Below are 11,994 nucleotides of genomic sequence, written 5' to 3'. Positions count from 1 at the left end.
AAACCCAAAAGTTTTTCAAAACTGTCTAAATAAATGGGTGCAGATAAAACAAGGTGGTGGCGTTGTCGGTTATGGTGATTTGACCAGTAGTTACTTTACCAATAACGGGAAAGACAAGACATTTAATCTCAATGTCATCAACTCTGGAAACTATCTGAGTGGAATCTCATTCCTAGCACAAGGTAATGTAACGCAGCAGTTGCTAACCACTGGCTATGATGCCAGCAAATTCAACGGCACACAAACCATTGCATTTGAATTCAAGAAATCTTCTATTGTCCAATCGACTCCTGAGCCTGCTAGCCTTGCTGGTTTAGGAATCGTTGGTCTGGCTTTGGCTGGTAGCAAGCTACGCAAGAAATTAGCGTAGCCATTGAGTAGGGACTATTCGCAATACGGCTTGATTTATCTTCGGTGATTATAGACAAAATAAAAGACTATTTTCTTTCATGTAAATGATCGCTGGAGTAATGGAATTTTGGATGAAGCTTAAGCGAAAAGTATCCCAAGCTGTATAGATTTACTCACTAAATATTAAATAGGTAAATTTCAATGCCCTTACTTTTTAGCAAGGGCATTTTTTTCTAAGATAGTTATCAAATACAAAACTATTCAGGCAATTCTCTAAATAATCTCGGTAACGCTCATGACATTTTTCAAACATAAGCAGACAAGCTCTTAGTTATTGTGATTATTCAATTCCTGAATTACTATTCCTTAGCGATTATCTCACTATATTCAGTCACAGCATCATATTGGTCAGCCCTTAGCACATATTTTGCTAATAAATCCAAATCTAAATCAGGCAATAAAGTACTTTTAGAGACTTTTATATAGCTGTCACCTTGCAAACAATAAACTGATAATAAACCATCTTCCCAAAACCAAACTTCAGGTACTCGCAACCGCCGATAAATTTCTAGCTTATTAATTCCGCCACTCGTGACAGTTATTTCCAAAATTAAATCAGGAATAGATTTTTTTGTGCCTAAATTATAAGACTCATCTGGTTCTCGTCGAGTTTTGTCTTCCTGTTTACCTATAGTTGCACTTCCCCGTCCATAAAAGCGGATATTCTTTGCCCGCAGATAGACTTCCAGCAACATCGCCAGAGTTTTTTTGTTATCTTCATGGTCGTCAGAAAGTGGGGACATAATTTCGAGAATCCCATCTAAATAAGTTAGTCGTGCGCTTGTTCCTGCAAGAGCAACATCAAGCTGTTCTAACTGTTCCCAACTGACATTGTATAGAAGAACGTAGGAACTCTCAGAGGTCGAAGGTTTTTCCAGGACAGGAGAAGACATAAGTTAAACCATAGAGTGGTTTGTTTCTATTATAAAATCATTATATATTCCCAATTGGCAATGCTATAATTAGCGATAAATAAATCTGGTTTTTAATAGGAATATTAAAATGAGCAATTTACCCGTGAAGACGTTATTAAAAGAAATTGATAATTTAAGCAGAGAATAAAAGATACAATTAATTCATTATTTGACTAGACAAATAGAAAAGAAAGACCCCAAAACAGAATCAGAAAATTTAGTTGAATTATTTCAAAGCTCTCCTCTAGTTGGTGTGGATATAGATTTAAAACGTCAAAGAGACCTTGACAACCGCCAACTAGAATTATGAATTATATTTTAGATACAAATATTATTTCTGAATTACTGATTATCTGTGCGATCGCTCTAGTACCTATCCATTGCTAAGTAATAATCAGATTTAACCGCTATAATTTTAGTGAGTTTTAGGGAAACCAGCCATGTTAGAGTACAGTCTGCCGAGGTACTTGCCAAGCGCCGAAGAACTACCCGACTCTGATGAAACGCCTGTGGATAATGAACTGCAAGAATTAATACCAGGCTTGCTGAAAGCAATATTGCTGATACTTTGGGCGGAACGCATGGACTGGTTCTTTGGCATAGATATGGGTATTTATTATCACCCCGATAAACCACCAATTGTACCAGATGGATTTTTAAGTTTAGGGGTAGAACGGTTCTATGATGAGGAATTGCGTCCTAGTTATGCGTTGTGGGAAGAAAAAGTTTTACCAAGTTTAGTGCTAGAGGTGGTATCTCAAACTTACCGTAAAGAATATACAACTAAATTAGATGAATATGCAAATTTAGGCGTACTTTATTACGTAATTTATTCTTCTCGCCGTCGCCGCAAACCGCGTTTAGAAGTGCATAAATTAGTCAAGGGTAAGTATGAATTGCAAGCAGGAAATCCGGTTTGGCTACCAGAAATTGGCTTAGGAATAGGATGCGATCGCGGGAATTATTCTGGTGTTACCAGAGAATGGCTTTATTGGTATGATCAGTCAGGAAAACGCTATCCTACACCTTACGAGAAGATTCAACAAACTGAACAACGCGCTCAACAGATGGCAGACAGGTTGCGATCGCTTGGCATAGATCCAGATAATCTTGATTAATCGCTTGCTAGTACATCTGCATCGCTCAACGAATCCAGCAAGAAAATAATCATCAGGATTCATAGTGCTGTGTTGTTGACGTAGGAATATCAATACTCGCGATCGCAACGCAAGTAACTCTTAGAGAAGCTATACCAAGGCTAACGCACTCAAAACTCAAGTAAATGGATTAAGTATGGTAATACCGCATCCCTCGAAGTCTTTTGTATTTCTGGTTATTAATGTAATTTGGTGAATTTCGGCAGTTGCGGCAATGATTATGTCCGCTTGAGTGCGAGGTTTTCCTTGAGTTTGTAAGTATCCTCTTAATTCACCCGCACGTTTAGCAATTTCTGGGCTAATAGGAATTACCTGACAATAAGTGACCAAAAAATTATCAAACCAAGTTTGAATTCTCTGGTTTGGCTTTGCTGATAAACCATAGCAAATTTCTTCTAAGGTAATAGCACTCAGAAAAATTGATGAGATGCTTTGACTCCAGGTGATGACTCCAGGATTGGGTATTGGACGAGCTAATTCACTGATAATGTTAGTATCGCAAAGAAAGCTCATGCTATTCCTCAGCAAATGGGATAGGGCGATCGCTACATCGTGCAGGTGTCTCTAAAATGTAATTTTCTTCAGCACAGATTTGACGTAATTCTACAAAAGCATTGGCGAGGGAAGAGGCTTTTTGTTCCTGATGCCAAGCAAGGAACTCTTGAAAAAGTTTTGGTTCTACAATTGCAGCAACTAATTTGTCCTGCTTGAATATTAATTGAGGTTCTGATGCAATAGCATCAATTACCTCTGGCAGTTTTTGTTGTGCTTCGTCAAGTTTCCAGTTCATTTGTTTTAAATGTTGGACTGCTGATTATAACTTAACGTAACTTTAGACATCGCTTGGCATAGATCCAGATAATCTTGATTAAGCTATCTATTCAGATTCTCTTAGCCCAGTAATTTGGTTGACGTTGAAGGTGCATAACTGCAACTATTAAAATTTGCTGCTCTTTGATGGCATAAATTATCCCATAGGGAAAACTGGCTATGCGGCAGCGTCTTGTATTCTTTGATAATTGAGTCCATGCTTCTGGGAACTGTTCAATACGATTGAGAGTGCGTTCTACTTCAGCAATAAATGCGTCTCCCATGTCGCGGCTGATATTGTCATAGTAAGCAACAGCATCATCTAATTCCTGTTTGGCATCAGGATGAAAATTATAAGCCATTACTTACTCCTAGAACGTAGCTCTCGCAATACTTGTTCACCAGGAATTAAATTAACTTCGCCTTGTTCAACAGCTTCAAATCTTTGCTCTGCTTCTTCTGCCCAAATAGCATCTATTTCTGCTTGATTTTCAGCATCCAGACTTTTAAATAAATGTTCAGCCAGCATTGCTCTTAACCCTGGAGGTAAGGACAATGCAGTATTGAAAATGTCGTCATAAGTATTAACCATAGTTTTTTCCAGATTTAAGAGCAAGTCATCTTGATTTTAGTTTAGGTTACTTTTTCTGTATCTAGCTAAATACTCAAAACTGTGATCGCAGCACTCACTACTTTAGTCGCCAAATTTTGATGGCCTGGTCATCACTACCACTGGCAAGGGTTTTGCCATCTGGGCTAAAGGCTACGGAACTAACCGAGTTAGAAACAAGATTCATTCAGCTTGTCTAAATCTTCATGCTAAATAGGTTTTACCAAATCCCCCACCACCTAATGTTTTTATCGGGCGATAGCGGTTTCTCAACACCACCAATCCTGTGCCGCAGTTAGAGCCAAACATTGTGCGATCTGGATCGGGCGGATTATGGCAAGCTGGATTGAGGCAGCAGATCATAACTGTGCATCTATAAGCAAATGTATTTATTATCGCTTAAGCACGACCTACTTCTGGTAGAAACTGCAAAATAGTGTATAAATTACGTTTTTCTGCTCGACAGGGTTGCTCATAAGCAACTCACTGAACAGGTAGATGATACCCTAATGGCTTGTTGGTAGTGAAGCGATGATTAGGGACTTCCAAGAAATAAATTATCCAATCTTGTGGGGTGGGCATCTTGCCCGCCTTTGACTTTGACTGTGGGCGGGCGAGACGCCCACCCCACAATAAATAGTTGTATATTTTTTTATTTGGGACTTCCTTAGCAGTTTAACTGTTTACGATTATGTCAAAACTGCATCGAAAAAGATTCCAGGTTTAAAGACTGTCGCTTAACAGTTAGGCGATCGCTTTAATGCTATCAAAGGTAGACCTACTAAAGCTGCGTCTGGTTCTTGAGTCTTTGAACTCCATTAGTAAGCCTCTACAAGTTTCGTGGCTAGGGTAGCATAGCTTTACGCCGCTACAGCAATCAACAATTATTTAACTGCTATGAGAATATCTACTTATTCTGCCGCTCTAAGATTTTGTGTTGGCTATTCCCACACATCTATATAATAAGAAAACAGTCGCAATGAGCGATAACTATATTTTGAAACGTATACATACATACAGACAGCAAATCCTAAAAGAAAATAAAGAAACCTGTCTTTCGCCTATCCAAATAATAAGATACTAATAGTAATAGGATATACAGAAAATAGATTTATAGCCTTACTAAATTCATATTTGAGTGCATCTGAGTACAGCTTAATATATTGCAAAATATCTTGACGAAATCTTAGCAAATGCTTACGGGTAAGGTTTCTTGTAGCATGAACATAAATTCTTAACCCCTGCCCCAAAAATACTAGTACCCCCATCATTAAATACTAGTGCCCCTACCCCAAGATAAATTTTAAGTTTATCTGGAGTCGGGGTTTCGGCGTTTGAGTACAACCTTAATCAATCCAATAAATCCAATCAGCATTGAGTTTTGTATCGAGTTGGATGTCACCTGATATAAGCATAAAAATAGCAGATGAATCTTTTACCAGATAGACATTACCGATGCAACAGTCTTTAGACAGTATTAGCGATCCCCCCAGTACCAAAACGCAGGATTCTGCACATAAATCCATGCTGAAAAATCTCCTCTCTGGCGTTTTTTTTGAGCCATTATTGAGTGATTTTCGCATTATTTTTGAGCGCGATCCCGCAGCACGGAATTGGCTAGAAGTGGTGTTTTGCTACCCTGGATTACACGCCCTATGTTTGCATCGTCTTGCTCACTGGTTACATGGTCGAGGAGTCGGTTTTATCCCCCGTTTCATTTCCCATTTGGGGCGATTTTTGACCGGTATTGAAATTCACCCAGGTGCAGAGATTGGACACGGCGTGTTTATCGACCACGGAATGGGAGTAGTCATTGGCGAAACTGCGATCGTCGGTGACTATACACTGATTTATCAGGGCGTCACCCTTGGCGGAACTGGTAAAGAAACTGGTAAGCGTCATCCCACAGTCGGCAAAAATGCAGTGATTGGGGCGGGTGCGAAAGTTTTAGGTAATCTGCAAATTGGCGATCGCGTCCGTATTGGTGCAGGTTCCATTGTCTTGCAAAATGTCCCCAGCGACTCCACAGTTGTAGGAATCCCCGGCCGAATTATTTCTCGCAACGAAAGCGGCGTCAGCCTTTCTCCCTTAGAACATGGAAAGCTACCCGATGTGGAAGCAACCGTGATTCGTTCTTTGCTCTCGCGCATCGAAGAACTCGAAAAACAACTGCAAACTTTAAAAGTCAAGAGTCATTAGTCATTAGCAAAGGACAACTGACAAATGACAACAGACAAAGGACAAAGGACAAATGACAAATCACGTTTTGCAGATTCCTTTGAGCGATCGCTGGCGAATCTATCACCGATTGCAAGAGTTAAAAATTAATTGCTCTTGTCCCCCTGATGGTTCTTTACGAGTGCAAGTGAACAATTTACTGGAAGTAATTCTAATTCGTAGTACAGTTATGCAACTTCTTGCTTCTCGTAACGAATTATTAGAATGGCTAGAGCGTTGCTGGCGTTACAGTAATGAGTCATGATTATTTCAAAAAGACCTAATTCAGAGACGATTAATCTTGAATTCATGACGCAAATACTGGACTTTATCCTTTTTGTTCATAGATGCACAAAGCTCAAATAGGTTTAGAGTTTGAAGCTACTGTCCGCTAGCAGAATTTATTGCAGACTGAGATGGATTAGATGGGGTTTAGATTTTGTTGGGTCTACTAAATCTGAAATTCCCCTGACATATAGCAACAATTAGAAAGGCGAAATTCTCAAATATAAATTGGGATTTCTGATTTTTAATTTTTTCCCAAATTAAGAAATTGAAAGTTCAATCAATTATGGCGATTCGGAACAGAGATATAAAACTACTCAATTTTTTGCACAATGAACTTGAACTTTCAAATGCCGATATTGCTGTAGCTCTGCGACACCGTGAATTAGAAAATGGCCCACTACCGATGCTCCTCTGGCAGTATGGTTTCGTTGATTTGGAGCAGCTAGGAAAAATATTTGATTGGCTAGCAGACCACAGTTAGCTAGTTTGAACCCCTTAGCTTTAAGTAGCATTATCTGCCTAAATTACACCCAAATACACTAGAAAAGATGAGGTTACGAAGATGATTACATCCTTAATTGCTGGATTTTGTGTATTACTTTGTTCGGGATTTGCTAATAGTTATATTAGCTCATTGCTACTCGAAGACATTTCAACTGACATCGGTAAAAACGATTAGTAATTTATACATTGATTTAGTTCCTTGCCATACAGATGTGATGCTAATAATGGGGCAATAATTAAGGATCATGTATCCTACATTATGAATTGTGATATTTTTAGCATTTACCATCACGAGGGATTGTAGAGGGAAAGGATATTAAGAATACTTCCAAGAGAGGGATATTTGCAATGAATCAAATCATAATTAATGACACTACACTACGTGATGGTGAACAAGCAGCAGGTGTCGCTTTTACCCTAGAAGAAAAAGTAGCGATCGCTAAATTTCTCGATGCTATTGGTATACCGGAATTAGAAGTGGGTATACCGGCAATGGGCGACGAAGAAACCCGTGCGATCGCCGCAATTTCTGACTTGGGTTTACAAGCAAAACTCTTGGGCTGGAACCGCGCTGTCATCTCAGATATCAAGGCTTCCATCGCCTGTGGTTTGAATCGGGTGCATATTGCCATTCCCGTCTCTGGTATCCAAATTGCCACTAAATTTCATGGTCAGTGGCGAGTAAGTTTGCAAAAACTCAAAGACTCAATCCACTTCGCCCTCGATCAAGGTCTTTGGGTAGCAGTTGGTGGAGAAGATTCTTCCAGGGCTGATGAAAACTTCCTCTTAGATGTAGCGCTTTATGCCCAAGAATGGGGTGCATCCCGCTTCCGTTTCTGCGATACCGTGGGAGTTCTCGACCCCTTCACCACCTACACCAAAGTCCAAAGGTTGGTTTCAGCGTTGACGATTCCCCTAGAAATCCACACGCATAATGATTTTGGTCTGGCAACTGCCAACGCCCTTGCGGGTATCAAAGCCGGAGCTTCATCAGTGAATACCACAGTCAACGGATTGGGTGAAAGAGCAGGAAATGCAGCATTAGAAGAAGTTGTCATGGCGATCAAACGCATCTACGGCGTTGATTTGGGCATTGACACACCCAGTTTGCTGGAACTTTCTCAACTAGTTGCAGCCGCATCAGGAGCCGATGTACCACCTTGGAAAGCGATCGTTGGCGAAAACACTTTTGCTCACGAATCAGGCATCCATGCTCACGGGGTATTGCAAAATCCCATTACCTACGAACCATTTGCACCTGAAGAAGTGGGTTGGGAACGGCGTTTAGTAGTAGGTAAACATTCTGGACGGCATTTAGTTGCTAACTTGCTAGAACAGCATGGAATTTTCTTGAACTCTCAAGAAACCCAATCTGTTTTAGATGCAGTACGCCATCAATCGGTACAGAAAAAACGCAGTTTGACGACAGAAGAACTGTTGAATTTGGTCAGAGAACAGAGGTACTCTCATGCAACGCGATGAATTAGAACTAAACTTGCCACCCGCTTTTGAAATTGGTGAAAAAGTCAGAGTTCGTAAACTGCTAAAAAACGATGGTACCTTTCCTGGTAAGGAAGTCGGCCAAGTTTTGGTAAACAAGGGAGATATCGGTTACATAGCGAGTATAGGCACATATTTGCAGACTTCCTATATATATGCTGTGCATTTCTTAGAAACAGGGTTTGTCGTCGGCTGCAAGAAAAAAGAACTAGAATCGGTTGAGGAATCTCATGAAAGTAATGCTACGGATGAATGATGCCGGCACTTTAGTAGTTTACGTTGCTAAAAAAGACCTGGAAGAAGAAGTCGTCAAACAAACCGATGGAAACGATGGCAAGATTCTCACCCTAGCAAATGGTTGGGAATTAGAATTTCGTGAATTACCAGACACAGCAAATTTACCTCAAACAGTAGAAGCTAAACGCCTCGCATAAAACAGTTAGGAGTTAAGAGTTATGAGTTGGAAGTCAATAGTTATGAGTTAAGAGTTATGAATTATTAACTCTTAGCTCCTCATTTTAACTCCTCACTCCTAACTCCTCACTCCTAACTCTTCACTTTTAACTCCCCCACTCCTAACTTTTATCAATCATGGGTAACAAGTATTTGACGTTATCAGAATTGAACCTTGAGGGACAGTTACTAGGTTTTGTTGGTGGTGAACCAGGAAAATATAAATACTTACAATTGGCAGTTCCATCTGGAAATGTAGATATTAAACTGCCTAAAGAGTTGCGCCGTTTACTAAGTTCATCCTTAGTTCCTGGTCAGCAACTTCGCATTTGTGGTCATAGTAAGATAGACTCACGCACAAGTAAAATTAAAATTAAAGCCTATAAGGTGACACCAATCAATGCGTGTCCAAAGCAAGATTTACCACCTCAATCAAAAGCGAGGATTATGGTATGTCAAAAGGGCGGTTGTCTGAAACGTGGTGGTAAAGGGTTATTATCAGAATTAGAAAAAACTTTGTGCGATCGCGGTTTATTAGACAAAGTTACCATTGAACATACCAGTTGCCAAAAATGCTGTGGCAGCGCTCCCAACTGTGTTTTGCAGCTTGGTAAAAAGAAATACAAGAATATTCATCCTGATGCGATCGCAACTTTGCTAGAAAGTCATTTAACTTCAGATTAATAAGCTTTTCTATAGCAATCCTAAATCATTCGTGAGAGAGAAAATCGCTGAAAAGCTCTAAAACACGTACTTTTAATCTCAGTATTTTCTCACGTTTCAATTCGGATTGCTATAGCTATTCTTAAAACAATACACAACTTTGTAGGGGTAAAAATTTTACCCCTATTTGTTGTAAGTAGTTTCCAAATTTCAGGGTGATTGCGGAAATATTACAGGTATCTGAAGAACCTCTCTCTAAATCTCTCTCTTTTTAGGAGAGAGACTTTGAATTTTTCCCTTTTACGCTTTGGGAAAGGGCTTAGGGGGTTAGGTTTCGCGTTAGTTTTTCGCAGATTAATCAAGATTATCTGGATCTATGCCGAGCGATCGCAATTTCCCCCACAGCACGCTCACTCTCGCTACAACCATGAGCCACGGCTAGTTATACCAAGGGATATGTGCAATCAATCACCACTATTTGAGAAAAACCAAGTCCTCAGCGTTGGGTTTTTCCAACACAAACTTGGCTTTTTGACCGAGAAGGAACGCTGTTAAGAACCTCTGCATAATGGTTTCGAGGCTAAGTAGCTTGAGGAATATTTTAGTTGGGAAGTGCGATCGCTCTGCCTTTTTTATAACTCTCATTTCATATCATGTCCGCTTGATTGCTTATTAAACCCGAAGAACCCTACCCCGCCAAAGCTGTGCTTTGTCTCCCCTCCCCGCAGGCGGGGAGGGGGTTGGGGTTATTTTATTCTGGGTAATTTGGCGGACATGATATCACCCATTTTTTCATAAGTTAGAAAAATAGCAGTAGATAAAGATATTTTAAGTATTTCTAAAAAATGACACCTCTGAGTTAATTTGTTCAAATTCTCGGTCAAATCGGCTAGCCGAGAATGATGTGTAATATAGATCACTACTAAGCTAGAGGGAAGTTCAAAATGGTTGCATCTACTCTAAAACCAACACAGATACTTGGACGCATACTATCCGCATCTCTAATTAGTTTGATGTCCTTAGAGGTTCTTAGCACCGCTGCAATCGGTCAACCGCCCCCTGCGTCTGTTGAAACCAAGCTGAAAGTGCCTATTACAATGACCTCTTGGCCCTTTAATACTAGCCGTTACTTGAAAGTGCCGCCCAATTTCTCTATCTCTGTTTATGCTCGCATTAACAAAGCTCGCTTTATGGCAGTTGCTCCCAATGGGGATCTTCTAGTATCACAGCCCAGTTCCGGTAAAGTATTAATTGTCCGGCCAAATGGCAGCAAAGATCCAATTATTTCTGACTTCGTAACGGGTCTACGCAAACCACACGACATTGTGTTTCATAAAATTGACAACACCACATACATTTATATCTCTGAAACTCATCAAATTAACCGCTTCATCTACAACTCTGGAGACTTAATCGCGAAAAATCGTCAAATCGTTGTAGTTGGCTTACCAGACAGCAGCACACTAGAACTCAAAGGCGCTTATGGTCACGAACTAAAAAATATCGCACTTGATGCCAACCACAAACTATACGTGTCGATCGCCTCTACATGCAATGCCTGTAAGGAAGATACTGTCAGCACTCCAAAGCGTGGTGCAATTTACCAGTACAACGCTAATGGAACCAATCAGCGGCTTTTTGCCGAAGGTTTACGTAATGCCGAAGGGTTAGCATTCTTACCTGGCACAAATGACCTTTGGGTAGTCGTTAATAATCGAGATAACATCGCCTATCCCTTCAACGATAGCACTGGCAATTACGGTAAAATTATCCCCTCTTATGTAGACGACCACCCACCAGAAGAGTTCACGAAAGTCCGAGATGGCGGTAACTACGGTTGGCCATTCTGCAACCCCAATCCTGACACACCAAATGGCCTCAACAATATGCCATTTGACCGCGACTATCAGTTCAATGCGAATGGAAGTGTTAATTGCAATGCAATGGACAGGATTAGCAAAGGTATCCAAGCCCATTCCGCTCCCTTGGGACTAACATTCTTACAAAATACCAACTTTCCCAGCCTATACTCAAATGGGGCAGTGACAGGGCTGCATGGTTCATGGAATCGGCAGAAGAAAACGGGCTACAAAATAGCTTACTTTCCCTGGAACAGTACGACAAAGACCCCAGGGCAAGAGATGGATTTAGTCACCGGTTGGGTAGTTCCAGCAACGCAAGAAACCTGGGGGCGACCCGTGGATATGGTAGTAGACCAGCAAGGTAATTTGTTAATTTCGGATGACTTCAGCGGCACTATCTATAAGCTTTCCTACACGCCGTCACAACAGGTTAAGGTCTACAAAGACCCTAACTTTGGCGGAATTTCCCAGTCTTTTCCTACGACTCCAGGAGTATACAAATCCAACCAATCAGATTTTTTCACGCTTGGCTTGATTGTAGCTGCTTAGCCCGCATTTCTCACAAGCTTAAGGCGTTTGATGGAGCAGAGGAGAAGTAATGAGTA

18 protein-coding genes and 1 pseudogene are annotated in these 11,994 nt (G+C 40.5%); 11 read left to right on the top strand and 8 right to left on the bottom strand.

All coding sequences use genetic code 11. From position 1 onward, the window contains the following. The first annotated feature begins 37 nt into the window (after positions 1-37). Entirely contained in the window at positions 38-370 is a 333-nt protein-coding gene (locus RMX69_RS20895; RefSeq protein WP_322638602.1) for a PEP-CTERM sorting domain-containing protein, read from the top strand. 340 nt (positions 371-710) lie between these two features. Here the strand turns inward: RMX69_RS20895 and RMX69_RS20890 are convergent, their stop codons facing one another. Then, the gene (locus RMX69_RS20890) at positions 711-1,304 is read right to left on the bottom strand and encodes a Uma2 family endonuclease (RefSeq protein ID WP_322638601.1); all 594 of its coding nucleotides are present in this window, start codon (positions 1,302-1,304) and stop codon (positions 711-713) included. Positions 1,305-1,494: 190 nt separating this feature from the next. On the opposite strand from RMX69_RS20890, the gene RMX69_RS20885 reads away from it, so the two are divergent. Both RMX69_RS20885 and RMX69_RS20880 read left to right on the top strand, forming a co-directional pair. Further along, on the top strand, positions 1,495-1,635 hold the full coding sequence (locus RMX69_RS20885) for a hypothetical protein (protein WP_289794922.1): 141 nt from the start codon (positions 1,495-1,497) through the stop codon (positions 1,633-1,635). A gap of 130 nt (positions 1,636-1,765) precedes the next feature. Then, positions 1,766-2,443, top strand: a complete 678-nt coding sequence (locus tag RMX69_RS20880) for a Uma2 family endonuclease (RefSeq protein ID WP_322638600.1) — start codon at positions 1,766-1,768, stop codon at positions 2,441-2,443. 156 nt (positions 2,444-2,599) lie between these two features. On the opposite strand, the gene RMX69_RS20875 is transcribed toward RMX69_RS20880, so the two are convergent. The 6 genes and pseudogenes from RMX69_RS20875 to RMX69_RS20850 all read right to left on the bottom strand — a co-directional run bounded on the left by RMX69_RS20875 (position 2,600) and on the right by RMX69_RS20850 (position 4,265). Continuing rightward, positions 2,600-2,995 carry a type II toxin-antitoxin system VapC family toxin gene (locus RMX69_RS20875; RefSeq protein ID WP_322638599.1) on the bottom strand — a complete coding sequence of 132 codons (396 nt, stop codon included), beginning with the start codon at positions 2,993-2,995 and terminating at the stop codon, positions 2,600-2,602. A 1-nt stretch (position 2,996) separates the two neighbouring features. Further along, a complete protein-coding gene (locus RMX69_RS20870; protein ID WP_289794925.1) occupies positions 2,997-3,272 on the bottom strand; it encodes a prevent-host-death protein in 276 nt (91 codons plus the stop codon). Positions 3,273-3,363: 91 nt separating this feature from the next. Then, positions 3,364-3,654, bottom strand: coding sequence for a type II toxin-antitoxin system RelE/ParE family toxin (locus RMX69_RS20865; protein ID WP_322638598.1), 291 nt, complete (start codon positions 3,652-3,654; stop codon positions 3,364-3,366). Then, entirely contained in the window at positions 3,654-3,884 is a 231-nt protein-coding gene (locus tag RMX69_RS20860; protein WP_289794927.1) for an addiction module protein, read from the bottom strand. Before RMX69_RS20860 ends, RMX69_RS20865 begins: the two co-directional genes overlap by 1 nt. A gap of 97 nt (positions 3,885-3,981) precedes the next feature. After that, positions 3,982-4,077: pseudogene (locus RMX69_RS20855) on the bottom strand (hypothetical protein); the annotation flags it as partial. Positions 4,078-4,106: 29 nt separating this feature from the next. Then, positions 4,107-4,265: a hypothetical protein gene (locus RMX69_RS20850; RefSeq protein WP_409878290.1), complete on the bottom strand. Its 159-nt coding sequence runs from the start codon at positions 4,263-4,265 to the stop codon at positions 4,107-4,109. 1,092 nt (positions 4,266-5,357) lie between these two features. Here RMX69_RS20850 and cysE point away from each other — a divergent pair. The 7 genes from cysE to RMX69_RS20815 all read left to right on the top strand — a co-directional run bounded on the left by cysE (position 5,358) and on the right by RMX69_RS20815 (position 9,548). Continuing rightward, a complete protein-coding gene (gene cysE, locus RMX69_RS20845; RefSeq protein WP_289794929.1) occupies positions 5,358-6,101 on the top strand; it encodes a serine O-acetyltransferase in 744 nt (247 codons plus the stop codon). Positions 6,102-6,153: 52 nt separating this feature from the next. Further along, entirely contained in the window at positions 6,154-6,384 is a 231-nt protein-coding gene (locus RMX69_RS20840) for an Asr1405/Asl0597 family protein (protein WP_289794930.1), read from the top strand. A gap of 306 nt (positions 6,385-6,690) precedes the next feature. Next, positions 6,691-6,888, top strand: coding sequence for a DUF2949 domain-containing protein (locus RMX69_RS20835; RefSeq protein ID WP_069070443.1), 198 nt, complete (start codon positions 6,691-6,693; stop codon positions 6,886-6,888). Positions 6,889-7,259: 371 nt separating this feature from the next. Then, positions 7,260-8,393: a homocitrate synthase gene (gene nifV, locus RMX69_RS20830; protein ID WP_289794931.1), complete on the top strand. Its 1,134-nt coding sequence runs from the start codon at positions 7,260-7,262 to the stop codon at positions 8,391-8,393. Further along, a complete protein-coding gene (locus tag RMX69_RS20825; RefSeq protein WP_069070441.1) occupies positions 8,380-8,667 on the top strand; it encodes a nitrogen fixation protein NifZ in 288 nt (95 codons plus the stop codon). Before nifV ends, RMX69_RS20825 begins: the two co-directional genes overlap by 14 nt. Next, positions 8,642-8,845 (top strand): putative nitrogen fixation protein NifT, encoded by a 204-nt coding sequence (gene nifT / locus RMX69_RS20820; RefSeq protein ID WP_069070440.1) that lies wholly within the window; start codon positions 8,642-8,644, stop codon positions 8,843-8,845. Before RMX69_RS20825 ends, nifT begins: the two co-directional genes overlap by 26 nt. Before the next feature lie 157 nt (positions 8,846-9,002). Beyond that, the gene (locus tag RMX69_RS20815) at positions 9,003-9,548 is read left to right on the top strand and encodes a (2Fe-2S) ferredoxin domain-containing protein (RefSeq protein WP_289794932.1); all 546 of its coding nucleotides are present in this window, start codon (positions 9,003-9,005) and stop codon (positions 9,546-9,548) included. A gap of 453 nt (positions 9,549-10,001) precedes the next feature. Here the strand turns inward: RMX69_RS20815 and RMX69_RS20810 are convergent, their stop codons facing one another. Beyond that, the gene (locus RMX69_RS20810; protein ID WP_289794933.1) at positions 10,002-10,172 is read right to left on the bottom strand and encodes a hypothetical protein; all 171 of its coding nucleotides are present in this window, start codon (positions 10,170-10,172) and stop codon (positions 10,002-10,004) included. A gap of 299 nt (positions 10,173-10,471) precedes the next feature. Here RMX69_RS20810 and RMX69_RS20805 point away from each other — a divergent pair, with 299 nt between their 5' ends. Then, on the top strand, positions 10,472-11,938 hold the full coding sequence (locus RMX69_RS20805) for a PQQ-dependent sugar dehydrogenase (RefSeq protein WP_322638596.1): 1,467 nt from the start codon (positions 10,472-10,474) through the stop codon (positions 11,936-11,938). Positions 11,939-11,994: the final 56 nt, after the last annotated feature.

Source organism: Nostoc sp. EspVER01 (assembly GCF_034530635.1).
Taxonomy (GTDB): Bacteria; Cyanobacteriota; Cyanobacteriia; order Cyanobacteriales; family Nostocaceae; genus Nostoc.
This window is presented reverse-complemented; position numbering and strand designations above follow the sequence as displayed.

What these genes read in the sequence shown, in the direction of transcription:
- RMX69_RS20890 (WP_322638601.1), bottom strand. Translation starts at nt 1,304, where the DNA reads ATGTCTTCTCCTGTCCTGGAAAAACCTTCGACCTCTGAGAGTTCCTAC.
- RMX69_RS20880 (WP_322638600.1), top strand. Translation starts at nt 1,766, where the DNA reads ATGTTAGAGTACAGTCTGCCGAGGTACTTGCCAAGCGCCGAAGAACTA.
- RMX69_RS20875 (WP_322638599.1), bottom strand. Translation starts at nt 2,995, where the DNA reads ATGAGCTTTCTTTGCGATACTAACATTATCAGTGAATTAGCTCGTCCA.
- RMX69_RS20870 (WP_289794925.1), bottom strand. Translation starts at nt 3,272, where the DNA reads ATGAACTGGAAACTTGACGAAGCACAACAAAAACTGCCAGAGGTAATT.
- RMX69_RS20865 (WP_322638598.1), bottom strand. Translation starts at nt 3,654, where the DNA reads ATGGCTTATAATTTTCATCCTGATGCCAAACAGGAATTAGATGATGCT.
- RMX69_RS20860 (WP_289794927.1), bottom strand. Translation starts at nt 3,884, where the DNA reads ATGGTTAATACTTATGACGACATTTTCAATACTGCATTGTCCTTACCT.
- RMX69_RS20850 (WP_409878290.1), bottom strand. Translation starts at nt 4,265, where the DNA reads ATGATCTGCTGCCTCAATCCAGCTTGCCATAATCCGCCCGATCCAGAT.
- cysE (WP_289794929.1), top strand. Translation starts at nt 5,358, where the DNA reads ATGCAACAGTCTTTAGACAGTATTAGCGATCCCCCCAGTACCAAAACG.
- RMX69_RS20840 (WP_289794930.1), top strand. Translation starts at nt 6,154, where the DNA reads ATGACAAATCACGTTTTGCAGATTCCTTTGAGCGATCGCTGGCGAATC.
- RMX69_RS20835 (WP_069070443.1), top strand. Translation starts at nt 6,691, where the DNA reads ATGGCGATTCGGAACAGAGATATAAAACTACTCAATTTTTTGCACAAT.
- nifV (WP_289794931.1), top strand. Translation starts at nt 7,260, where the DNA reads ATGAATCAAATCATAATTAATGACACTACACTACGTGATGGTGAACAA.
- RMX69_RS20825 (WP_069070441.1), top strand. Translation starts at nt 8,380, where the DNA reads ATGCAACGCGATGAATTAGAACTAAACTTGCCACCCGCTTTTGAAATT.
- nifT (WP_069070440.1), top strand. Translation starts at nt 8,642, where the DNA reads ATGAAAGTAATGCTACGGATGAATGATGCCGGCACTTTAGTAGTTTAC.
- RMX69_RS20815 (WP_289794932.1), top strand. Translation starts at nt 9,003, where the DNA reads ATGGGTAACAAGTATTTGACGTTATCAGAATTGAACCTTGAGGGACAG.
- RMX69_RS20810 (WP_289794933.1), bottom strand. Translation starts at nt 10,172, where the DNA reads ATGAGAGTTATAAAAAAGGCAGAGCGATCGCACTTCCCAACTAAAATA.
- RMX69_RS20805 (WP_322638596.1), top strand. Translation starts at nt 10,472, where the DNA reads ATGGTTGCATCTACTCTAAAACCAACACAGATACTTGGACGCATACTA.